Raw genomic sequence first — 22,722 nt, forward strand, 5'->3', positions numbered from 1 at the left:
CGGTGCTGGCGGAGGAAGCACATGACCCTGATCACAAGGCTCGCACGCCTGGCCGTACTCGCCAGCGTGGTGGCGCTGGGCGCCTGCAAGCCGGCCAGCGAAGCGCCGCGCAACAGCGTATCGAGCGCCGACGGCGTGCTGCGCGACGGCAGCCTGAGCTACGCCGCCGAGGACTACCGCGAAGCCGCGCCGGGCAAGCCGGGCGGCACGCTGCGCATTTCCACGGCGTCCGACACCACCACCCTGGACGTGCATTCGATTTCCCACGGCAACGTGCAGTGGCTGGGGCGCATCCTGTTCGACTGCCTGCTGTACCAGGACGAGCAGGGCAACATCTCGCCGTGGCTGGCCAAGTCGTGGGACATCTCGCCGGACGGCAAGACCTACACCTTCCACCTGCGCGATGACGTGACCTTCAGCGACGGCGAGAAATTCAACGCCCGCGCCGTGCAGATCAACCTGGAGCACATGCGCGACCCGGCCACCAAGTCGCCGCTGGCCGCCGCGTACATCGCGCCCTACGTGAACGGGCGCATCGTCGACGAGTACACCTTCGAGGCGCATCTGCGCGAACCCTATTCGCCGTTCCTGGACGTGCTGGCGCAGTCCTGGCTGAGCATGATCTCGCCGCGCCAGATCCTCGAGGCGCCCAAGTCCATCGCCGAGCACGCCATCGGTTCGGGGCCCTTCGTGCTGGAAAGCTACACCCGCGACCAGGGCGCCACCTTTGTCAGGCGCAAGGGCTACAACTGGGCGCCCCCGGTGACCCGGCACAACGGCGAGGCCTACCTGGACCGCCTGGAACTGAGCATCGTGCCCGAGCCGATGATCCGCTTCAGCGCGCTCGAGTCCGGCCAGTCGGACTTCACCGTGGACGCGCCGGCGCAGAACGCCAGGGCCATCCGCAGCAACCCTGACCTGCAGATGAGCAGCCGCATCCGCAAGGCCAACCCGTTTCGCAGCCTGACCTTCAACGTCGAGCAGTTCCCGTTCCAGGACGTGCAGGTGCGCCGCGCCGTGGCCAAGGCCATCGATCGCGACGGCCTGGCCTGGATCACCGGCTTTGGCGAGTACCAGCCCAAGGGCGATTTCCTGGCCGCCAACACCCGTTACTACGACCCCGCGTTCAAGGATGTGCTGGCTTATGACGTGGCCGAGGCCAACCGCATTCTCGACCAGGCCGGCTGGGGTGAACGTGACGCCAGGGGCTACCGGGTCAAGGACGGCCAGCGCCTGTCGGCGCGCCTGCTGATGTACGAGACCGGCGCCTTCCCCGGTAGCGTGGCAGTGGCCATCCAGGCCGACCTCAAGAAGGTCGGTTTCGAGCTGGCCATCGATCTGCTGCCCCTGGCCCAGGTCACCGAGCGTCGCTATGCCAGCAACTTTCAGGCAATCGCCGGCGGCTACTGGCACACCAACACCCCCGACGGGCTGTACATCCTCTACCACAGCAATGCGATCAGCACGCCCAAGCTCATCGGCCAGAACGCCGGGCGCTTTCGCGATGACGCCCTCGATGCGGCGCTGTCGGCGGCGCGCCGTTCCACCGACCCGGTGGAGCTCGCCGCGCTGTACCGCACCGCGCAGCAACGCCTGGTGGAAACCGTGCCGGCCGTACCGGTGTACGAGAGCCATGTACTGGTGGCCTACCGCAAGGCGGTCAAGGGCGTGATCTTCGATACCTCGCACAACACCCCGTTCTTCACCAGCATATGGCTCGACCAGGAGGCCCGATGAACACCCTGCGCCTGATACTCCGTCGGCTGCTGGCCGGCATCGGCGTGCTCTGGGGCGCGGCGACCCTGACCTTCCTGGCCTTGAACCTGAGCGCCGGCGACCCGGCACTGGCCATCCTCGGCGGGCCGGAGGCGATGCCCAGTGCCGAGCTGATCGCCCAGGTGCGCGCCGAATACGGCCTGGACCAGCCGTTGATCGTGCAGTACGGCCATTACCTGGGGCGCCTGGCCCAGGGCGACCTGGGCGAGTCGTACCGCCTGCGCATCCCGGTGGGGCAGATCATCGCCGGGCAACTGGGCGCCACCGTGCAACTGTCGCTGGCCGCGGCGGTACTGGCGGTGCTGCTGGCCGTGCTGGTCGCCGTGCTCACCGCCAATCGCGCGCCATGGCTGCGCTCGCTGGTGTCGGGCACGGAGCTGGTGCTGTCGTCGGCGCCCTCGTTCGTGATCGGCCTGGGCCTGCTGCTGGTGTTCGCATTCGGCTGGCACCTGCTGCCGCCGTCCGGCTCCAGCGGCTGGCAGGCGCTGATACTGCCGAGCGTGGCGCTGGCCTTGCCGGTGGCGGCGGTGCTCAGCCAGGTACTGCGCCAGGAACTGGAAGACATTCTCGAACAACCCTTCATCGCCATGGCGCGCGCCCGCGGCATGTCCGAAACCGGCGTGCGCCTCAAACACGCGCTGCGCCATGCGCTGGTGTCGCTGGTGACCCTGTCCGGCTTCGTGTTCGCCAGCCTGCTCGGCGGTGCGGTGGTGATCGAGCTGCTGTTCTCGCGCCAGGGCATCGGCCGGCTGATGCTCGACGCCGCAACATCCAAGGACGTGCCGCTGCTGCTGGGCATCACCCTGCTGGCGGCGGCGATCTACGTGGTCGTGAACTTTCTCGTCGACCTGATCAATCACTGGGTGGACCCGCGTGCCAAGGCCGTGTGATGCCACCCCCAAGCAAGGACCTGTCATGACCCAATCCAATTCCTACACTGCGCTGCAGGCGCGCTTCAAGCCGCTGTTCGCACAGATCGGCGAGGGTGCGGTGGCGCGAGAGCAGCAGCGCGAACTGGCCTTCGAGGCCGTGGCGTTGCTGCGCGATGCCGGCTTCACGGCGCTGCGCGTGCCCCAGGCGCATGGGGGGGCCGGCATCAGCCTGCCGGTGCTGTTTGGCCTGCTGATCGACCTGGCCGAGGCCGACTCCAACCTGCCGCAGATCGTGCGCGCGCACTTCGGTTTCGTCGAAGGGCGGCTCTCGGCCCGCGAACCGGCGTCCCAGGACTACTGGTTCGCCAAGGTGGTGGCCGGGCAGCTGTGGGGCGCGGCAATGGCCGAGCGCAGCGACAGCAGCACCAACTCGGTCAGCCTGGAGGCCGCCGAGGAGGGCTGGCGCCTGAACGGCGAGAAGTACTACTGCACCGGCACTATCTACGCCGACTGGGTGGCGGCCGTGGCCATGCACGACAAGGATTTCGTCAGCGTGGTGGTGGCAGTGGACGCCCCCGGCGTGACCCGTGAAGACGACTGGGACGGTTTCGGCCAGCGCCTGAGCGGCAGCGGCACCACACGCTTCGAGCAGGTGGCGGTGCCCGAGCAGCATGTGCTGCGCCGCTTCAAGCCCGGCGAGCTGCGCGCCGAGTCGTACATCTCGGCGTTCTATCAGCTGTTCCACCTCGCCACCCTGGCCGGCATCGCCCGCGCCGCGCTGCGCGATGCCACCGCCTTCGTCCAGGGCCGCACCCGCGCCTTCGGCGTGCCGGGCCAGTCCAGCCCCAAGGACGACCCGCTGGTGCAGCGGGTGATCGGACGCCTGTCGAGCCTGGCCTATGCCAGCGAAACCCTGGTGCTGGCTGCCGCCGAGGTACTCGAGCGGGTACACCAGGCCGAGCTGAACGACAGCGCCCAGGAAGCCGACTACGTCGAGGCCGATATCCGCACCTTCCAGGCCCAGCAGATCGTGCTGGAGCAGGTGCTGGAAGTCACCACCCTGCTGTTCGAGGTGGGCGGCGCGTCGGCCACCAGCCAGGCCCGGCGCCTGGACCGGCACTGGCGCAATGCGCGCACCCTGGCCTCGCACAACCCGGCGATCTACCGCGAGCGCGCGCTGGGCAACTACTACCTCAACGGCGTCAGCCCCGGTGCTGCCTGGCGTGCGCTGCATGCCCAGGACGGCACCACCGTGCGCGACGAAGCCAGCGCGGTGTAACCGCCTTCATTCAGGAGCAGCAGCCATGAGCCAGACCGCAAGACAGATGAGCATCGGCATGAACATCCTCGGCTTCGGCGCGCATGCCAGCGCCTGGCGCAAGGCCGAAGTACCGGCCAACGCCTACCTCGACGTCGAGTACTACCGCAACATCGCGCGCATTTCCGAGCGGGGGTGCCTGGACGCGATCTTCCTCGCCGACGGCCCGGCGCTGGCGGGCGACATCGCCCAGCACCCGGCCGGACGCCTGGAACCGACCGTGCTGCTGACGGCCGTGGCCCTGGCCACCCGGCACATCGGGGTGATCGCCACCGCGTCCAGCAGCTACAACGACCCGTTCAACCTGGCGCGGCGCTTCAGCTCGCTGGACCACATCAGTGGCGGCCGGGCGGCCTGGAACGTGGTGACCAACGCCGGCGACGCCGCCGCGCAGAACTTCGGCCTGGCCGGTGCGCCGCGCCATGTGGACCGCTATGCGCGGGCCGACGAGTTCATCGACGTGACCCTCAAGCTGTGGGACAGCTGGGAGGACGACGCGATCATCGGCAACGCCGCCAGCGGCCAGTTCGCCGACCCGCACAAGGTGCACAGCATCGATTTCGTGGGCGAGCATTTTTCGGTCAAGGGGCCGCTCAACCTGCCGCGCTCGCCGCAAGGCCGGCCGGTGCTGGTACAGGCCGGCTCGTCCGAGGGCGGCAAGGCCCTGGGCTCGCGCTATGCCGACGCGATCTTCACCACCCAGACCACCTTGCCCGACGGCCAGGCGTTCTATCAGGAGATGAAACAGCGCGCACGCCAGTGGGGCCGCAACCCCGACCACCTGAAGATCATGCCGGGGCTGTCCACCGTGATCGCCAGCACCGAGGCCGAAGCCCGTGCGCGCTTCGATGAACTGAACGCCTACAGCGGCGAGGCGGGGCTGGTGCAGCAACTGGCGTTTCGCATCGGCCTGCCCCCCGACGAGCTGGACCTGGACGCGCCGCTGCCGTGGGAGCGTATTGGCCCGGTCAGCGAATTCGAGCGCGGCTCGCACGGTTTTCTCGAAGCCCAGTTGAACCTGGCACGGCGCGAGAACCTGACCATCCGCGAACTGTCGCGGCGCATCCTGGTGGGCCACCGCCTGCTGGTGGGCACCCCGGAACAGGTCGCCGACACTCTGGAGCACTGGTTCCGCGCCGGCGCAGCCGATGGCTTCAACATCATGCCCGACATGTTCCCCTCGGGGGTCGAGGTGTTCGTCGACCAGGTGGTGCCGCTGCTGCAGCAGCGCGGGGTGTTCCGCCGTGAATACACCGGCAGCACCCTGCGCGACCACCTCGGCCTGCCGTACCCGGCCAGCCAGTACCAACGTGCGGCAGAGGCCGTCTGAACCGATTAGCGAGGCACACCCCATGAACTACCGCACACTGGGCAACAGCGACATCAAGGTCAGCGTCATCGGCCTGGGCACCATGACCTGGGGCCACCAGAACAGCGAGCAGGACGCCCACCAGCAGCTGGACCTGGCGCTGGACCACGGTGTCAACCTGGTCGACACCGCCGAGATGTACCCGACCCCGACCCATGCCGACACCTGGGGCAGCACCGAGCGCTTCATCGGCACCTGGCTGGCCCGGACCGGCCGGCGCAGCGATATCGTGCTGGCCAGCAAGATCGTCGGCCCCACGCGCAACCCCAGCAGCGGCACGCATATCCGCGATGGCCTCAGCCGCCACGACCGCGCCAACATCGTCGCCGCGCTGGACGGCAGCCTCAAGCGCCTGCAGACCGACCACCTGGACCTGTACCAGCTGCACTGGCCCGACCGCAGCACCAACTTCTTCGGCCAGCGCGAGTACCCGTATGTCGACGACCCGCAGGCCATTGCCATCGGCGAAACCCTGCAGGTGCTGGCCGAGCAGGTGCAGGCGGGCAAGGTCCGCCATATCGGCGTGTCCAACGAAACCCCGTGGGGGGTAGGGCAGTTCCTGCGCCAGGCCGAGGTGCTGGGGCTGCCGCGCATCGTCAGCATCCAGAACCCCTACAGCCTGCTCAACCGCCTGTACGAAGGCGGCCTGTCGGAATTCAGCCACCGCGAAGGGGTGGGCCTGCTGGCCTATTCGCCGCTGGCCTTCGGCGCGCTCACCGGCAAGTACCTGGGCGGCGCACGGCCCGAAGGTTCGCGCCTGTCGTCGGTGTACCGCACCTTCAACCGCTACGACAGCGCGTCGGCGCAGCAGGCCATTGCCGCCTACGTGGCACTGGCCCGCGAGCTGGACGTGAGCCCCGCGCAACTGGCCCTGGCTGCGGTGATCGGCAAGCGGTTCGTCAGCAGCGCCCTGACCGGGCAGACGAGCCTGGCGCAACTGCGCGAGAACATCGGCGCGCTTGAGCTGCAACTGAGCGGCGAGACCCTGGCGCGCATCGAGCAGATCCACGCGCACACCCCGAACCCGGCGCCCTGAGCCGCAACCCCTAGCCTGTGGAGGTGCCCATGGCGCCCATCAATCAAAGCGCGAGCGTCGGCCTGATTGCCGCCGAGCCGCTGTTCGTGGCCCGGCGGCGCAAGGTGCGGCGCTGGGCCATCCGCCCGGGCCTGGTGCTGGCCGGGCTGTTCGTGCTGCTGCTGGTGATTGCGGCCATCCAGCCGCACTGGCTGGTGGCGGGCGACCCGCTGGAGGCCAGTGCGCGCCAGGCGTTTCGTGCCCCCGACAGCCTGTACTGGCTGGGTACCGACGAAAACGGCCGCGACATCCTCACCCGGCTGGTGTACGCGGTGCGCCCGTCGCTGGTGCTGGGCCTGTCGGCCACCGCCATCGGCCTGCTGCTGGGCACCCTGTTCGGCCTGGCGGCGGGGCTCGGCCCGCGCTGGCTGGACGGTGCGGTGATGCGCGGGGTGGATGTGCTGCTGGCATTCCCCGACCTGCTGCTGGCCCTGGTGATCATCACCTTCTTCGGCCAGGGCCAGTTGAACACCATCATTGCCGTGGGCATCGCCAGCGTGCCGCGCTATGCACGCCTGGTGCGCGCACAGGCCCTGGTGGTGCGCGGTGCCGGCTACGTCGAGGCCGCCACCACCCTGGGCCTGGGCCGGCACGCGGTGATCCTGCGCCATGTACTGCCCAATGCGATCAAGCCGATCCTGATCCTGGCCACCATCGGCATCGGCGGCAACATCGTCTCGGGCGCGGCCCTGAGCTTTCTGGGCTTTGGCGCGCCGCCGCCGGAGCCGGAGTGGGGCGGCATGCTCGCCGTGGGCCGCAACTACCTGGCCAACGCCTGGTGGCTGGTGGCCTGGCCCGCCCTGGCAATCACATTGACCGTGGTCTCGATCAGTACGATCGGCCGCGAACTGCTGCGCCGCAGCGAAGGTAAACGCCCATGAGTCGCGCACCGCTTATCGATGTACAGGACCTGCACGTGCGCTTTGGCGCCCAGGCCGTGCCCACCCTCAAGGGCATCAGCTTCCAGTTGCACCAGGGCGAGTGCCTGGCGCTGGTGGGCGAGTCGGGCTCGGGCAAGAGTGTCACCTCACGCACGCTGGCCGGGCTGACCGGCGCCCATGCCCAGGTGCAGGCCAGCCGCCTGGACTTTGCCGGGCACGACCTGCGCGAGTTCGACGAGCGCACCTGGCGCCAGGTGCGCGGCGCGCAGATCGGCTTCGTGATGCAGGATGCCCTGAGCGCGCTGGACCCCTTGCGCCCGGTGGGCAAGGAGATCGCCGAGCCGCTGCAGCTGCATACCGGGCTCGACCGCGCGCAGCGCCAGGCCAGGGTGATCGAGCTGCTGCGCGCCGTCGGCGTGCCGCAGCCGGAACTGCGCGCCCGCCAGTACCCGTATCAACTGTCGGGCGGGCTGCGCCAGCGGGCGCTGATCGCCTCGGCCATCGCCTGCAACCCGCGCCTGTTGATTGCCGACGAGCCGACCACCGCGCTGGACGCCACGGTACAGGCGCAGGTGCTGAGCCTGCTCGAATCGCTGCGCGGCGAGAACACCGCGATGCTGATCGTGAGCCACGACCTGGCGGTGGTGTCGCGCCTGGCCAACCGCGTGGCGGTGATGCACAACGGCGTGATCGTCGAGCAGGGCAGCGTCGAGGCGGTGCTGCACGACCCGCAGCACCCCTACACGCAGTTTCTGCTGCGTGCCGGCCGGGCGGTGCACTTTCGGCGCACGCCGGGGGCAGCACGAACGCCGTTGGCCATCGTGGCGCCGCCCCAGGAGCCACCGCTGTTGCAGGTGCGCCAGCTGAGCAAGGCGTTCAAGGGCCCGGACGGGCAGCTGCGCACCGTGGTCAACCAGGTGTCGCTGCAACTGCGCCGCGGCAAGACCCTGGGCATCGTCGGCGAGTCGGGCTCGGGCAAGACCACCCTGACGCGCATGATCCTTGGCCTGGAAACCCCCGACAGCGGCGATATCCAGATCAAGGGCCAGCCCTGGCTGAAGCTTTCCGAGGCGCACAAGCGTCAGTTGCGGCGCAGCATCCAGGTGGTGTTCCAGGACCCGCTGAGCTCCTTCGACCCACGCTACAACGTGCAGCGCGTGCTGTTCGAGGCGCTGGAGGTGGCCGGGCACAAGCGCGCCGACTGGCGCAGGCGAGCCGAAGAACTGCTGGGCCTGGTACGCCTGGACGCGGCGCTGCTCGACCGGCGCCCCATCGAGCTGTCGGGCGGGCAGCGCCAGCGCATCGCGATTGCCCGTGCGCTGGCCGCCGGGCCGCAGATTCTGGTGTGCGACGAGCCGGTGTCGGCGCTGGACGTGTCGGTACAGGCGCAGATCCTCGAACTGCTCGACGACCTCAAGCAGCGCCTGGGCCTGGCGTGCCTGTTCATCTCCCACGACCTGGGGGTGATCAACCAGGTCAGCGACGAGGTACTGGTGATGAAGGACGGCGTGGCGGTGGAGAGCGGGGCGGTGCGCGACGTGTTCGACCACCCGCAGCATCCCTACACCCTGGCCTTGCTGGAGGCCATTCCGCACCTGGAAAGCCGCCGCCGTACCTCGTTCGAATTCCTCAAGTTGGCGATCTGAACCATGAGCCTGCATTTCTCGACCCGCCACACGCCGCGACGACGGCTGCACCACTGGAAGATCGACCACCTGCCGGACACGCCGCTGGCCTTCGTGCGCCTGTGCATCGGCAATTACAAGATCTGGTACTCAAGCATCCTGCTGTTGCAGTGCATCGCCGTTGTCAGCGCGGTGCTGATCCCCTGGGCGCTGGGCCTGATCACCCGGCAGGTGACCGAGGCCGCCTCGGTGCATGCCGCGCTGCCGGGGCTGGTGGCGCCCCTGAGCCTGTTCGGCACGCTGCTGGTGCTGGAACTGCTGAGCGCCCGCAGCGCCGCCGCCTGCCACATCAAGGTGCTGCCGCTGCAACGGCGCACCGTGACCCATGCCTTGTTCGCCTACCTGCAACGCCACTCCCAGCGCTTTGTCAGCAGCGAGTTCGCCGGGGCGCTGGCGCACCGCATCGCCGAGGTGGCGCTGGGGGTCAACCAGACCCTGGGCATCCTGCTGTTCGACATGCTCGGCCTGGCGCTGACCCTGAGCCTGGCCACCGCCTTGCTGTGGAGCGCCTCGGGCCTGCTGGCCGCGTTCATGCTCGGCTGGTCGCTGCTGTTCATTGGCATTTGCTATGTCCTGGCGCGGCGCAGCCACCCGCTGGCACAGCAGTATTCGGCGGCGCGCAGCACCAGCAACGGCAAGGTGGTGGACGCGGTGAGCAACCTCACCAACATCCGCCTGTTCGCCCGCCAGCCGTTCGAGCACGGCTACCTGGGGCACTACCTTGACCGCGAGGTGGACGCGGCCTACCGCTCGTTCTGGTACATGGAGAAGATCCGCTGGTTCCAGTCGGCCGGCGGCGTGGCCCTCAAGCTGGGCATGCTGGGGCTTGCGCTGCAGCAGTGGTACGTGGGGCGCATCGACATCGCCACCTTCGTCATGGCCACCAGCCTGTCGCTGCTGATCATCAATGACGTGAGCAACCTGTCGCGGCGCTTTCTGGAGTTCTTCGAGGCCACCGGCAACATCGCCAACGGCGTGCGCACCCTGGTGCGGCCCCACGAGGTGGTGGACCTTCCCGGCGCACGGGCGCTGCCGCCAGTGCGCGGCGACATCGAGTTTCGCGACGTGAGCTTCGGCTATGCGCCCGACAAGCCGATCTTCCAGCACCTGAACCTGGTGATCCCGGCGGGGCAGACCGTGGGCCTGGTGGGCACCTCGGGCTCGGGCAAGTCGAGCCTGCTCAACCTGCTGCTGCGCCTGTACGACGTCAACAGCGGCCAGGTGCTGGTGGATGGACGCGATGTGCGCGAAGTGACCCAGCATTCGCTGCACCAGCAGATCGGCCTGATCCCCCAGGAACCTGGCCTGTTCCACCGCAGCATCGGCGAGAACATCCACTACGGGCGCCTGGAGGCCAGCTTCGAAGACGTGGTGCATGCCAGCCGCCGCGCCGGCGCCGACGACTTCATCGACAGCATGGAACACGGCTACGACTCGCTGGTGGGCGAGCGCGGGGTCAAGTTGTCGGGTGGCCAGCGCCAGCGCATCGCGATTGCCCGGGTGCTGCTCAAGAACGCCCCGATTCTGGTGATGGACGAAGCCACCTCCAGTCTGGACTCGCTCACCGAGCGTTTCATCCAGGAAAAACTCGACGAAATCATGCACGGCAAGACCGTGCTGGTGGTCGCCCACCGCTTGTCCACGGTGGCGCACCTGGACCGCATCCTGGTGTTCGACAAGGGCCGCCTGATCGAGGACGGCAGCCATGCACAACTGCTGCGCCAGCGCGGCCAGTACCACCGGTTGTGGAGTCGCCAGGCCGCTGGCCAGGTCGACGAAACACCCGCTACCGAATCTGCCTGAGAGTTTTCAAACGCCCAAGGAGGCGCCCATGCCGCATTTGTCCGAAGTCCCCAAACACGCCCCCCAACACGCACTGACCAGCGTTGCGCACCTGCATCAACGCCTGGATGCCTTGCTTCCCGAGATTGCGGCCGGTGCAGCCGAGCGTGAACGTGAGCGCCAGCTGCCGTATGACGCCATACGCCAGCTGGCCGCCGCAGGGCTCTATACCGTGCGCATCCCGCTCGCCTACGGTGGCCCCGGCGGATCGGTGAGCGACGTGATCGGCCTGCTGCTGCGGGTGGCCTCGGTGGACTCCAATGTGGCCCAGGCCCTGCGCCCGGGCTTTGCCTTCGTCGAAGGGCTGCTGGCCGCCGACCATAGCGGTGCAGAGCAGGAACGCCAGCGCTGGTTCGCGCGCTACCTGGACGGCGCCGTGCTGGGCAACGCAGGCTGGGAGGTGGGCGGCGCCAATGGCGCGATCAGCGCACGCATCGTGCCCGATGGCGAGCACTTTCGCGTCAGCGGCAGCAAGTACTACAGCACGGGCGCGCTGTACGCCGACTGGGTCAGCGCCGTGGCGCTGGACGAACAGGACAGGCCGGTGTCGTTCGTGCTGCCGCGCGATCGCCTGGGCCTGGAGCTGGTGGACGACTTCGACGCCATGGGCCAGCGCCTGACCGCCAGTGGCACCACGCGCCTGAACGATGTGCAGGTGCTGGCCAGCGAGATCCGTCCGCGCACCGTGGAAGAGGGCAAGCGCACCATCGTCACCCCGTTTCTGCAGTTGTTCCTCGCCACCGTGGAGGCCGGCATCGCGCGCAATGCCCAGGAGGATGCAGTGCGCTTTGCCCGCGAGCATGCGCGACCGATCAAGCACAGCAGCGCCAGCCAGTCGGTGGACGACCCCTATGTGCAACTGAGCGTGGGCGAAGTGGCCGCGCGCGCCTTCACCGCCGAAGCGGTGGTGCTCAAGGCTGCAGCGGTGATCGACCGCGCCTGGGCCCTGCAACTGGACCCGCAGGCGGTGGATCAGGCCGCCATCGACGTGGCGCAGGCCCAGTACATTGCCGCCGAATCGGCGCTGCGGGCTGCCGAGCTGCTGTTCGATGTGGGCGGTGCGTCCACCACCGGGCGCAGCCACAACCTCGACCGGCACTGGCGCAACGCGCGTACGGTGGCCAACCACAACCCGCGCCACTGGAAGGCCTCGGCGGTCGGCACCTGGTACCTCAAGGGCACGCCGCCGCCGACCTCGGGGCTGTTCTGAGTGACCATGGCCGAACCCCTGCCGGCCTTGCGGCCGGTTTCGCGCAAGGTGCCGATGATCATCGGCTGCGCGCTGTGCATGGAACTGATCGACTCCACCGTGGTGATGACGGCCTTGCCGCAGATGGCCAGCGACTTCGGCGCGCCGAGCGTGCGCATGAACCTGGTGGTGTCGCTGTACATGCTGGCCGCCGCGCTGTGCGTGCCGGTCAGTGGCTGGGCCGCAGACCGCTTCGGCCCACGACGGCTGTTCGTGGTGGCGATCGTGCTGTTCATCGTGTCGTCGCTGGCCTGCGCGGCCTCCACCTCGCTGCTGCAGCTGTGCCTGGCGCGCATGCTGCAGGGCGCGGCGGGGGCGATGATGGTGCCGGTGGGGCAGGTGATCCTGCTGCGCTGGTCGCCGCGCGAAGACCTGATGCGCAACCTGTCGTACCTGACCATTCCGGCGCTGATCGGGCCCATGATCGGGCCGCCGCTGGGCGGGCTGATGGTGACGTTCGTGTCGTGGCACTGGATCTTCCTGATCAACCTGCCCATCGGCCTGGTGGGCATCGTGCTGGTGCTGCGCCATGTACCGCATTATCCCGGGGTTCGTGCGCGGGCGCTGGATGTGCGCGGGCTGCTGCTCAGCGGCACCGCGCTAGGAGCGCTGGTGTTCGGTTTCGAGGCGCTGGGCCACGGCCTGCTGCCGCGAGCGTGGGTGGCGGTGATGATCGGGGCGGGGCTGCTGTGCGGCGCGTGGTACATCCGCCATGCACGGCGCTGCGCCGAACCGCTGCTGGACTTGTCGCTGCTGCGCATTCCCAGCTACCGCATCAGCTTCTGGGGCGGCAACCTGCTGCGCCTGGGCACCTCGTCTGGCCCGTTCCTGCTGGTGCTGATGTTTCAGCTGTGCTTTGGCCTGAGCCCGCTGCATGCGGGGCTGCTGACCCTGGCGGGTGGCGCGGGGGCGTTTCTGATGAAGCTGCTGGCAGTGCGCGTGGTGCGCCGCTTCGGCATCCGTCGCACGCTCACCGGCAATGCGCTGCTCACCGGGCTGACCCTGGGGGCCTGTGCCAGCTTTACCAGCGATACGCCGTACGGGGTGATCGTGCTGATGCTGTTCGCCAGCGCAGTGATCCGTTCGCTGCAGTTCAGCACCCTGGGCGCGCTGACCTATGCGGATGTACCGGCGGCGCTGAGCAGCCGGGCCAGCAGCCTGTCGGCGATGACGGTGCAGTTGAGCATGAGCCTGTCGGTGGGGCTGGCCGCCTCGCTGCTGGGGGTGCTGATGAACCTGCGCGGGCACGCCACCCCCGTCACCAGCGACGTGGCCTGGGTGATGCTGCTGTGCGGGCTGGCGTGCATGGCCTCGGCACTGGTGTTCCGGCGCCTGGCAGCGGACGCCGGCAATGCGGTGTATGCCGCGCGTGGCTGATCAGATCGACAGGTTGAGCACCCGCTCGCCCTGGGTGGCGCCAGTGGGCCGGCGGCGATTGACCGCCAGTTCGCCGATCTTGATCAGGCGGGTACGCGTGACATTGCGGGTCAGGCCCAGCAGGTTGGCGGTGTGCACCTGGTTGTAGTGGCTGAAACGGTAGGCCGCGCGCAACAGCGCGTCCTCGACCTGTTCGTGCAACGCGCCGGCCTGTTCCTCGAAGAGTTTCTGGAAGGCCCGTTCGAGCAGCGCCTGGGCCGAGTCGTCCTGGCTGGGGCTGTCGTCCTGGCGTTCGATGCGCATGTTCGACAGGCGCAGGTCGTCGTGCTCGATCAGGCCGTCGCGGCAGATCAGCAGGGTGTGGTGGATGACGTTTTCCAGCTCGCGGATGTTGCCCGGCCAGCCGTAGGTGCGCAGCTTGTGCTCGGCCTGGGCGCTCAGGCGCACCTGGCCGTAGCCCAGGCGCTGGCTGTAGGCATCGATGAAGTGGCGGGTCAGCGGCAGGATGTCGCCGGGGCGTTCGCGCAGCGGCACCAGCTCCAGGCTGACCACGTCCAGACGGTAATAGAGGTCTTCGCGAAAGTGCCCGGCATTGATCGCCTTTTCCAGCTGCACGTTGGTGGCGGCCAGTACCCGCACATCGATGGGAATGCTCTTGCGCGAGCCCAGGCGCACCACTTCGCGCTCCTGCAGCACGCGCAGCAGCTTGACCTGGATCGGCATCGGCAGGTCGCCGATCTCGTCGAGGAACAGGGTGCCGCCGTTGGCCTCTTCGAACCAGCCGGCCTTGGCCGCCAGGGCGCCGGTGAAGGCGCCTTTCTCGTGGCCGAACAGCTCGGCCTCGACCAGCGATTCGGAAAACGCGCCGCAGTTGACGGCCACGAACGGCTTGTCACGTCGCCCGCTCAGGTTGTGAATGTGGCGCGCCACCAGCTCTTTGCCGGTACCGGTCTCGCCGATGATCAGCACGCTGGCTTCGCTGGGCGCCACCTGTTGCAGGTGCGCCAGCAGCGCACGTGACTTGGGGTCTTCGAACACCTGCGCGGTGGCGCGGATCGAGGTGGCCAACGCGGGCGAGGGCGGTAGGGTCAACAATTGCATGGCAGTCACACTATGAATAGAACGTCGGAATCGGCAGGCGCTGGTTCAAGGCCCAGTCGCCCAGTTCGTGGAGTTTGTAATCCAGCGGGTCGTGCAGGCTCTGGGTGCGCAGATTGCGCCAGTGCCGGTCGAGCCCCACCGAGGCCTGCGTGGCGCGGGCGCCGGTGACCTCGAAGACCTTGCTGCACAGCTCCAGGCCGTCGCGGCTGGCCGCCACCTTGGCGGTGGCGATGGCCACCGCCACGCGGCCGCGCTGGTCTGCGCCGAGCGCGGCGCCCTTGGCCCAGGCCCGGTCGAGTTCGCCGGCGGCGTTGTCGAGCAGCAGCCGGGCGCCTTGCAGGCGTACCCAGAAGTCGCCGAAGTGGCCCAGTACATAAGGATCGTCGCGGCTATCAAGGGCCGTGGACTTGAACCAGGGCCGGGTCTCGTTGAGGGTGTACTGGCGCGCTTCTTCGAACGCGCCTTCGGCGATGCCCAGGCAGATGTTGGCGAAATGCAGCTGGGCGATCAGCGGCCGCAGGCAGGCGAACGGCGTGCTCAGCGGGCCGGGGTCGAGCAGCAGGTCGCCTTCTTCCACGCGCACCCGTTCGAAGGTGGCGCTGCCGCTGTCGGTCTGGCGCTGGCCCATGTTGTGCCAGTCGTCGTGCAGGGTGATGCCGGTGCGACCGCTGGGTATCGCGGCAATCAGCAGCTTGCCCCCGGCAGCCTCGTCCACGGCCGAGGCAATCAGCATTTGTGAATCGCTGGCGCCCGAGCAGAAGCTCTTCTTGCCGGAGAATTCACGCCAGCTGCCGTGGTGCTTGACGATGGTGCGGGTGTCGAGGGGGTTGAGGGCATTGCCCCAGAACCAGTTCTTGCGCGCCGTCAGCTCGTACCAGGGCTGCCATTGCGAAGGTGCGCCGAACAGACGCACGGTGGCCAGCATCAGGTGGTGAAAGCCGAACACATGGGCAATGGAGCTGTCGACCCGGGCGAATTCGCGCACCACATCGAAGGTCTGGCTCCAGGTGGCGTTCAGCCCGCCGAACTCGCGGGGGATGCTCAGGGCCAGCAGGCCGCTGGCACGCAGGGCATCGCGCTCGGCCTTGGGCGTGCCGCCCTTGCGGTCGCGCTCTACCACGCTGCGGCTGAATGTCTGGGCCAGGTCGCGGGCAATCTGCAGCGGGGTCGATCGAGGGGTATGCAACGTGGCGCTCACGCGGGTTACCTGTGCAAAAAGGTTCGGGCCTCAAGGCCGGGCCCTGTCGATGCTAAATGATCTAAAAAACCTTAAATAAATAACGTTTAGGAATGTTGATATACAGCTTTTCATATTCCAAACAGATCTATATTTGTCGTTATTTATTCTTTTTGATTTTTATCTTTGCGGTGCACTCTGCATTCACGCACTGCAACGTCGGTGCTCCCAACTGCTAAGGAGCCACACCATGACCATCAAGGCGATCAACGTACGTAACCAGTTCAAGGGCACCATCAAGGAGATCATCGAGGGGCCGGTGGTCTCGGAAATCGACGTGCAGACCCAGGCCGGCATCGTCACCTCGGTGATCACCACGCGGTCGGTGCATGAGCTGGAACTGAGGATTGGCAGCGAGGTGATCGCGTTCGTGAAATCGACCGAGGTGTCGATCGCGAAGCTGTGAGAGGGGTGTGACGGTGAGCGCCGGGTGGCCCTCACCGCAATGCTCAGTCGGCTGTCAGCACGTCCCTTCTGGCCGGCAACACTTCCAGCTCCCCGAACGACACCGACGCATCCACGTAGCGCAGCGCCGATTTCACGTCGCGCCAGCCCACGTGGGCCATCAGCGCTTTCATGTCCCAGCCATTGCCACTGGCCCAGGTGGCAAAGCCACGACGCAGCGAGTGGCTGCTGTAGAGGCTGGCGGGTAGCCCGGCATCTGCAAAAATCCGCCTCAGCAGCACGATCAGGCTGCCACTGTTGAGCGCCTGCTCGCCCAGGTTGCCCCAGCGATCGAGCTTGCGAAACACCGGCCCGCGGGCGATGCCCGCCACGCTGATCCAGTCGATGTAGGCCTGTACCGGGCACAGGCTCTTCAGGGCAGGGGTGCGATGACTGACCCCGCGGCCCTGCCGGTCCCCTTTGCTTTGCGCCAGGTACAGCTGCATGCCCACGCCCGCCTGGGCCTGAATGTGCTCCACGCGCAGGCGCGCCAGTTCATCGCCCCTGAACCCTCGCCAGAACCCGATCAGCAGCAGGGCGACATCGCGCCGTGCGCGCAGCAGCTCGGGCAGGCAGTGCGCCTGTTGCGCCTGTGCGGCCTTGGTGTGCAGTGCGTCGACCGTGCGCTGCAGGTGTTCCAGGGTCAGGGCGGCTGCCTGGCGCTCCTGCGCCGGGTGCACCGCGCGTATGCCCTTGAGCATCTGGCGCACCAGCGGCGCCTTGGTGGGGTCGGGAAAGCCCTGGCTGGTGTGCCACTGGCCCAGCGCGGCCAGGCGCTGGCGCAAGGTGTTGATCGAGTGCTGCTCGGCGTAATCGGCCAGGTAGCGCGCGATGCTGTCGGCCGTGGCCGGTAGAAAGCCACCCCAGCTCACCTCGAAATGCTCCACGGCCGCGCGGTAGCTGCGCCGCGTGTTGTCCCTTACGGCTGCGTCCAGGTAGCGATCGAGCTTGTTCATCGGCAGGTTCTCCATCGGTGTATGGCTGAGCGACTGCAACCGGGCGTTTTTTGCCTATCACATGTGATAAGCCTTGATTATTTCATCTTTTATTCTGATTTCTATAGGCATTTTTTCAATTTCATTTAGTATGTATCTACATAGTACGTACCACATTACGAAATAGTAGGAGCACCCATGGCCCGTGGCGGTATCAACAAGGCAATCGTGCAGAAGGCGCGTCAGGCGCTATTGGCCCGTGGCGAACACCCCAGTATCGATGCCGTACGCATCGAGCTGGGCAACACCGGGTCCAAGACCACGATTCACCGCTACCTCAAGGAGCTGGACGCGCAGCAACCGACACTGGCAGCGGACAAGCCGGGCATGAGCGAAGCCCTGGCCAACCTGGTCAGTCAGCTGGCCCAGCAACTGGTGGAGGAGGGCGACGCGCGTATCGAAGCGGCGCAGAACGTGTTCGACCATGAAAAGGCGGCCTTGCAGGGCGAACTGCAGGCGATCCAGCAGGCGCTGGCGACCCTGCAGCAGCAACACCAGATTCAGGCCGAGGCGCTGGCGGGTGAGTCGGCGCAGCTGGCCACGACCCGCAGTACCCTGCAGACCGAGCAGACGCGCAATGCCACCTTGAATCAGGCGGTAGGTGAGTTGAACCTGCGCCTGAACGACAAGGACGAGCAGATCCAGTCGCTGGAAGACAAGCACCAGCATGCCCGCGATGCGCTGGAGCATTACCGCACCGCCACCCGTGAGCAGCGCGAGCAGGATCAGCGCCGGCATGAGGCGCAGGTACAGCAGTTGCAGGTCGAGGTGCGTCAGTTGCAGCAGAGCCTGATCGTCAAGCAGGACGAACTGACGCGGCTCAACCGCGACAACGAGCGCTTGCTGGTGGAGGCGCGGCAGGTGCAGCGTGAGCGGCAGGCGCTGCAGGACCAGCAGGCGCAACAGGCACAGGAGATCAAGACCTTGATGGCCAGCCTGGCGCAGTCGCTGGGTGCGCGGGAGGAGCTGTTGCGGCAGAACCAGGTGCTGGGGCAGCAGGTGGAGCAGGGGGCGGGTGAACAACGCCAGCAACAGCAGGTGATTGAGCAATTGCAGGCGCAGGTCGAGCAGCGCGATGCAGAGCTGGAGGCCTTGAAGGCAAAGGAGCAAGCCTCAGACCAAGCTGAAGCCGAGCAGACAGGGCTGCCGACTCACCCCTGACAGGGCAGGGTGCGTTGCAGCGAATCTAGGAGCCGGCCTTGCCGGCGTCTTGGGGCGCCAGCTAGTCGCGCAATGACAAGCGCATCGCACACCGCCCCTGCAACCCTCGCGAAGCCTCGTACGCCATCTGCCGGCGCAACATACCGCTTAACGACGCCTCTTCCAGCCTCTCGAAACCCAACCGTGCATAAAACGGTGCATTCCACGGCACCGCCACAAAGGTGGTGAGGGTCAGGGCCGCGAAGCCCTGGGCCTCGGCATGCGCGCGCACGGCCGCAATCAATCGCCGACCCAGGCCCTGGCCTTGCTGCGCATGATCCACCGCCAGCTCTTCGATGTGCAGCGACTCATCGAACACGCTGGCACACACGAAGCCAATCGGGCGATCCCGCCCATCCACCACCACCCACTCGAGCCCGGCAGCCACGAACTCCAGGTGCTCGACGCTGCTGAGCACCGTGTGCTCGGCAATCCACGCCAGTGCCGGCACTTGCACAAAGGCCTGGGCCGCAGAGCGCTCTATGGCAGGCAGCAGGGGAGCATCGGTAGGGGTGGCCAGGCGAATGGAAAAGGACATCGGGCACGCTCTGCAATGGGAACCCACGCAGTCTGTGCAAAGCACCAGGGTTGTGCAAGCGCCCCTGGCATGGGCAATACGGGGGCACGCTTTTTCCTTGCCAGTGGCGACATAAATCATAATTTCGCTAATACCCGGCGGCGCACAGAATGCGGGCAACCCCCTCATGCAGAAGCGCACAGCCATGACCGTTGAAAAAACCCGAATTGATACGCTTGTAGTAGGCGCCGGTCAGGCCGGCGTGGCCATGAGTGAGCACCTGGGCCGCCTCGGGGTGCAGCACCTGGTGCTGGAACGCAACCGCATCGCCGAAGCCTGGCGCACCGGTCGCTGGGACTCGCTGGTGGCCAACGGCCCGGCCTGGCACGACCGCTTCCCGGGCCTGGAATTCGAAGGCCTGGATGCCGATGCCTTCGCCGGCAAGGATCAGGTGGCGGCCTACTTCGAGACCTATGCCAAGAAGATCGACGCGCCCATTCGTACCGGTGTCGAAGTGCTCAAGGTCGAACGCAACGAAGGTCGCCCGGGCTTTACGGTGCAGACCTCCACGGGCCTGATCGAGGCCAACCAGGTGGTGGTGGCCACCGGGCCGTTCCAGCGCCCGGTGATCCCGCCCATCGCCCCGCAGCTTCCCGGCATCACCCAGCTGCATTCGGCCGACTACCACAACCCCCGGCAATTGCCCGAAGGCGCGGTGCTGGTGGTGGGCGCGGGCTCCTCGGGTGTGCAGATCGCCGATGAACTGCAGCGCGCCGGCAAGCAGGTGTACCTGTCGGTGGGCGCGCACGATCGCCCGCCACGCGCCTACCGCAATCGCGACTTCTGCTGGTGGCTGGGGGTGCTCGGCCTGTGGGACGCCGAAGGCGTGCAGCCCGGCAAGGAGCACGTGACCATCGCGGTCAGCGGTGCCCGTGGCGGACATACCGTGGACTTTCGCAAGCTGGCCCACCAGGGCATCACGCTGGTGGGCCTGACCCGCGCATTCGATCAAGGTGTGGTCAGCTTCGAGGCCAACCTGGCCGAGAACATCGCCCGCGGCGACGAGAACTACCTGGCGCTGCTCGATGCCGCCGACGACTACATTGCACGCAACGGCCTGGACCTGCCCGAAGAACCCGAAGCACGCCACATGCTGCCCGACCCGCAGTGCCTGACCCAACCGATTCTTGAGCTGGACCTGGCCAAGGCCGGTGTCACCTCGATCATCTGGGCCACCGGCTACTCGACCGACTACAGCTGGCTGAAGGTCGATGCCTTCAAGCCCGACGGCAAGCCACAGCATCAGCGCGGTGTGTCCCGCGAACCGGGGATCTATTTCGTCGGCCTGCCGTGGCTGTCGCGCCGTGGCTCCGCCTTTATCTGGGGCGTGTGGCACGACGCCCGGCACATCGCCGAGCACATCGTGAAACAGCGCACCTATTTCGACTACCGCGACGCCGCGCAACGCGAGGCTGCCGCCCACTGTGATTCCAACGTCCAGAAACTGGGAGTACGTTGATGCCTACCCATACCCGCATCCGCATGTTCAACACCAAGGATACCTACCCCAACCAGACCCTGGACAACGACCTGTGCCAGGCCGTGCGTGCCGGCAACACGGTCTACGTGCGTGGCCAGGTGGGCACCGATTTCGACGGTCAACTGGTCGGCCTTGGCGACCCACGGGCCCAGGCCGAGCAGGCCATGCGCAACGTCAAGCAACTGCTCGAAGAAGCCGGCAGCGACCTGAGCCACATCGTCAAGACCACCACCTACCTGATCGACCCGCGCTACCGCGAGCCGGTGTACCAGGAGGTCGGCAAATGGCTCAAGGGCGTGTTTCCGATTTCCACCGGGCTGGTGGTCAGTGCCCTGGGCCAACCGCAATGGCTGATGGAAATCGACGTGATCGCGGTGATCCCCGAATAAGGAGCGGCACATGACTTTTTCTATCGTCGGACGCTGCGCCGAAACCGGCCAGCTGGGTATCGCCATCAGCTCGTCGAGCATCGCCGTGGGCGCGCGTTGCCCCTGGCTGCGCGCCGGCGTGGGCGCGGTGTCGAGCCAGAACATCACGTTGCCGGCGCTGGGCCCGCAGATACTCGATGGCCTGGCCGACGGGCTGGCCCCCGCCACGGCCCTGGACCAGGCGCTGTCGAGCAATGGCTATGGCCAGTACCGTCAGGTAGCGGTGGTGGATGCCCAGGGGCGCACCGCACTCTTCAGTGGCAGCCACGCACTGGGCACCCACAATGCAGTGGCAGGCGATCAATGCGTGGCCGCCGGCAACCTGCTGGCCAGCAGCGCGGTGATCGAACGCATGGTCGAGGCCTTCGAGCGCAGCGAGGGCTGCCTGGCCGCCCGGTTGCTCACGGCATTGCAGGCGGGGCAGGCCGCAGGCGGCGAGGCCGGGGGGGTGCACTCGGCGGCACTGTCGGTGGTCGGCGACCTGACCTGGCCGATCGTCGACCTGCGGGTGGACTGGGCCGACGAGAATCCCATCGGCGAACTGCACAAACTGTGGACCGCCTATGAACCCCAGTTGCAGGACTACCTGACCCGCGCCCTGGACCCGACGCAGGCGCCCAGCTACGGAGTGCCCGGCGATGAGTGAATGGCGCAGCCGCACCCTGCTGGCGCAGCTGGTCGGCTTCGCCACGGTGAGTCGGGATTCGAACCTGGCGCTGATCGAGTTCGTGCGCGATTACCTGGACGATCTGGGGGTGGACTGCGAGCTGATCTACAACGCCGAACGCACCAAGGCCAACCTGCTGGCCAGCATCGGCCCGGGTGTGGAGGGTGGCGTGGTGCTGTCCGGACACACCGATGTGGTACCGGTGGACGGCCAGGCCTGGACGGTGCCGCCGTTCGACCTGAGCGAGCAGGACGGCAAGCTGTACGGCCGGGGCACTGCCGACATGAAAGGCTACCTGGCCTCGGTGCTGGCGGCGGTGCCGCTGTTTCTGGCAAGCCCGTTGCGCCGCCCGGTACACCTGGCGTTTTCGTATGACGAAGAGGTGGGTTGCCTGGGGGTACGCAGCCTGCTCGAGGTGTTGCCACGGCGTATCCCGATGCCGGCGCTGTGCCTGATCGGCGAACCCACCGAACTCAAGCCGGTGCTCGGGCACAAGGGCAAGCTGGCCATGCGCTGCCATGTGCACGGCGCGGCCTGTCATTCGGCCTACGCGCCCTATGGCGTCAACGCCATCGAGCAGGCGGCGCGGCTGATCGGCCAGCTGGGGGCAATCGGTAAGCGTCTGGCGGCGCCGGAGCTTCACGACGAACGATTTGACCCGGCATTTTCGACCGTGCAGGTGGGCACGATCCAGGGCGGCACGGCGCTGAACATCGTGCCGGCCGATTGCCGTTTCGATTTCGAGGTGCGGGCGCTGCCGGCGTTCGCCCCGCAAGCGGTGGCCGATGAATTGCAGGCGTTTGCCGCGCGCGAAGTAGTGCCGGCGATGCAGGCGGTCAATGCCGACAGCGGCATTCGTTTCGAAGCACTGTCGAGCTACCCGGGGCTTGCCACGCCACCGGACAGCGCGGCGGCGCAGCTGATTGCCCGGCTGTGCGGCAGCGATGCCTTCAGCACGGTGGCCTTTGGCACCGAAGGCGGGCTGTTCGACCAGGCGGGGATACCGGCGGTGGTCTGCGGGCCGGGCAGCATGGACCAGGGACACAAGCCGGACGAATACGTCAGCGTCGAACAGCTGGCTGGTTGTGACCGGCTGATGGAGCGTCTGGCGGCGTTTTTGAGCGAGACATAACACACAGATCGGCATAC

The 22,722-nt window shown here is 67.2% G+C and carries 20 protein-coding genes; 16 read left to right on the top strand and 4 right to left on the bottom strand.

From position 1 onward, the window contains the following. Positions 1-21: 21 nt before the first annotated feature. The 10 genes from JZZ72_RS22410 to JZZ72_RS22455 are packed head-to-tail and all read left to right on the top strand — an operon-like array spanning position 22 to position 13,444. The gene (locus JZZ72_RS22410) at positions 22-1,737 is read left to right on the top strand and encodes an ABC transporter substrate-binding protein (RefSeq protein ID WP_058540178.1); all 1,716 of its coding nucleotides are present in this window, start codon (positions 22-24) and stop codon (positions 1,735-1,737) included. Then, positions 1,734-2,666, top strand: coding sequence for an ABC transporter permease (locus tag JZZ72_RS22415; protein ID WP_054914524.1), 933 nt, complete (start codon positions 1,734-1,736; stop codon positions 2,664-2,666). Before JZZ72_RS22410 ends, JZZ72_RS22415 begins: the two co-directional genes overlap by 4 nt. Positions 2,667-2,691: 25 nt before the next feature. Then, the gene (locus JZZ72_RS22420; RefSeq protein WP_058540179.1) at positions 2,692-3,927 is read left to right on the top strand and encodes an acyl-CoA dehydrogenase family protein; all 1,236 of its coding nucleotides are present in this window, start codon (positions 2,692-2,694) and stop codon (positions 3,925-3,927) included. A gap of 25 nt (positions 3,928-3,952) precedes the next feature. Beyond that, complete coding sequence (locus JZZ72_RS22425) at positions 3,953-5,296, top strand: LLM class flavin-dependent oxidoreductase (RefSeq protein ID WP_054914522.1); 1,344 nt, start codon at positions 3,953-3,955, stop codon at positions 5,294-5,296. 22 nt (positions 5,297-5,318) lie between these two features. After that, complete coding sequence (locus JZZ72_RS22430) at positions 5,319-6,371, top strand: NADP(H)-dependent aldo-keto reductase (RefSeq protein WP_210015171.1); 1,053 nt, start codon at positions 5,319-5,321, stop codon at positions 6,369-6,371. 29 nt (positions 6,372-6,400) lie between these two features. After that, entirely contained in the window at positions 6,401-7,291 is an 891-nt protein-coding gene (locus JZZ72_RS22435) for an ABC transporter permease (protein ID WP_063611979.1), read from the top strand. Next, a complete protein-coding gene (locus tag JZZ72_RS22440) occupies positions 7,288-8,937 on the top strand; it encodes a dipeptide ABC transporter ATP-binding protein (RefSeq protein WP_210015172.1) in 1,650 nt (549 codons plus the stop codon). The genes JZZ72_RS22435 and JZZ72_RS22440 overlap by 4 nt, the downstream gene beginning before the upstream one ends. A gap of 3 nt (positions 8,938-8,940) precedes the next feature. Beyond that, positions 8,941-10,779 (top strand): ABC transporter ATP-binding protein, encoded by a 1,839-nt coding sequence (locus tag JZZ72_RS22445; RefSeq protein ID WP_210015173.1) that lies wholly within the window; start codon positions 8,941-8,943, stop codon positions 10,777-10,779. 28 nt (positions 10,780-10,807) lie between these two features. After that, positions 10,808-12,028, top strand: coding sequence for an acyl-CoA dehydrogenase family protein (locus JZZ72_RS22450; protein WP_043862769.1), 1,221 nt, complete (start codon positions 10,808-10,810; stop codon positions 12,026-12,028). Positions 12,029-12,034: 6 nt separating this feature from the next. After that, a complete protein-coding gene (locus tag JZZ72_RS22455; protein WP_236066317.1) occupies positions 12,035-13,444 on the top strand; it encodes an MFS transporter in 1,410 nt (469 codons plus the stop codon). Here the strand turns inward: JZZ72_RS22455 and JZZ72_RS22460 are convergent, their stop codons facing one another. Together JZZ72_RS22460 and JZZ72_RS22465 are read right to left on the bottom strand one after the other, a co-directional pair. Beyond that, complete coding sequence (locus JZZ72_RS22460; protein ID WP_043862771.1) at positions 13,445-14,545, bottom strand: sigma-54 interaction domain-containing protein; 1,101 nt, start codon at positions 14,543-14,545, stop codon at positions 13,445-13,447. Positions 14,546-14,555: 10 nt separating this feature from the next. After that, positions 14,556-15,731, bottom strand: a complete 1,176-nt coding sequence (locus JZZ72_RS22465) for an acyl-CoA dehydrogenase family protein (protein ID WP_213086009.1) — start codon at positions 15,729-15,731, stop codon at positions 14,556-14,558. A 241-nt stretch (positions 15,732-15,972) separates the two neighbouring features. On the opposite strand from JZZ72_RS22465, the gene JZZ72_RS22470 reads away from it, so the two are divergent. Continuing rightward, the gene (locus tag JZZ72_RS22470; protein WP_043862773.1) at positions 15,973-16,188 is read left to right on the top strand and encodes a TOBE domain-containing protein; all 216 of its coding nucleotides are present in this window, start codon (positions 15,973-15,975) and stop codon (positions 16,186-16,188) included. Positions 16,189-16,231: 43 nt separating this feature from the next. Here JZZ72_RS22470 and JZZ72_RS22475 read toward each other — a convergent pair whose 3' ends face one another. Continuing rightward, positions 16,232-17,182, bottom strand: a complete 951-nt coding sequence (locus JZZ72_RS22475; protein WP_116054006.1) for a site-specific integrase — start codon at positions 17,180-17,182, stop codon at positions 16,232-16,234. Between the two features lie 177 nt (positions 17,183-17,359). On the opposite strand from JZZ72_RS22475, the gene JZZ72_RS22480 reads away from it, so the two are divergent. Continuing rightward, positions 17,360-18,382 carry a DNA-binding protein gene (locus tag JZZ72_RS22480; protein WP_116054003.1) on the top strand — a complete coding sequence of 341 codons (1,023 nt, stop codon included), beginning with the start codon at positions 17,360-17,362 and terminating at the stop codon, positions 18,380-18,382. A gap of 61 nt (positions 18,383-18,443) precedes the next feature. Here the strand turns inward: JZZ72_RS22480 and JZZ72_RS22485 are convergent, their stop codons facing one another. Then, on the bottom strand, positions 18,444-18,959 hold the full coding sequence (locus tag JZZ72_RS22485) for a GNAT family N-acetyltransferase (RefSeq protein ID WP_210015174.1): 516 nt from the start codon (positions 18,957-18,959) through the stop codon (positions 18,444-18,446). A 166-nt stretch (positions 18,960-19,125) separates the two neighbouring features. Here JZZ72_RS22485 and JZZ72_RS22490 point away from each other — a divergent pair, with 166 nt between their 5' ends. From JZZ72_RS22490 to argE, 4 genes are read left to right on the top strand one after another with little or no spacing between them, the layout of a single operon-like run. Further along, complete coding sequence (locus JZZ72_RS22490; protein WP_236066318.1) at positions 19,126-20,457, top strand: flavin-containing monooxygenase; 1,332 nt, start codon at positions 19,126-19,128, stop codon at positions 20,455-20,457. Continuing rightward, the gene (locus JZZ72_RS22495; RefSeq protein WP_003182257.1) at positions 20,457-20,867 is read left to right on the top strand and encodes a RidA family protein; all 411 of its coding nucleotides are present in this window, start codon (positions 20,457-20,459) and stop codon (positions 20,865-20,867) included. Before JZZ72_RS22490 ends, JZZ72_RS22495 begins: the two co-directional genes overlap by 1 nt. Positions 20,868-20,877: 10 nt before the next feature. Beyond that, positions 20,878-21,552, top strand: a complete 675-nt coding sequence (locus JZZ72_RS22500) for a DUF1028 domain-containing protein (RefSeq protein ID WP_210015175.1) — start codon at positions 20,878-20,880, stop codon at positions 21,550-21,552. Beyond that, positions 21,545-22,705: an acetylornithine deacetylase gene (argE, locus tag JZZ72_RS22505; RefSeq protein ID WP_210015176.1), complete on the top strand. Its 1,161-nt coding sequence runs from the start codon at positions 21,545-21,547 to the stop codon at positions 22,703-22,705. The genes JZZ72_RS22500 and argE overlap by 8 nt, the downstream gene beginning before the upstream one ends. Positions 22,706-22,722 lie beyond the last annotated feature (17 nt).

Origin of the sequence: Pseudomonas palmensis (assembly GCF_017848315.1) — a bacterium.
Lineage (GTDB): Bacteria > Pseudomonadota > Gammaproteobacteria > Pseudomonadales > Pseudomonadaceae > Aquipseudomonas > Aquipseudomonas palmensis.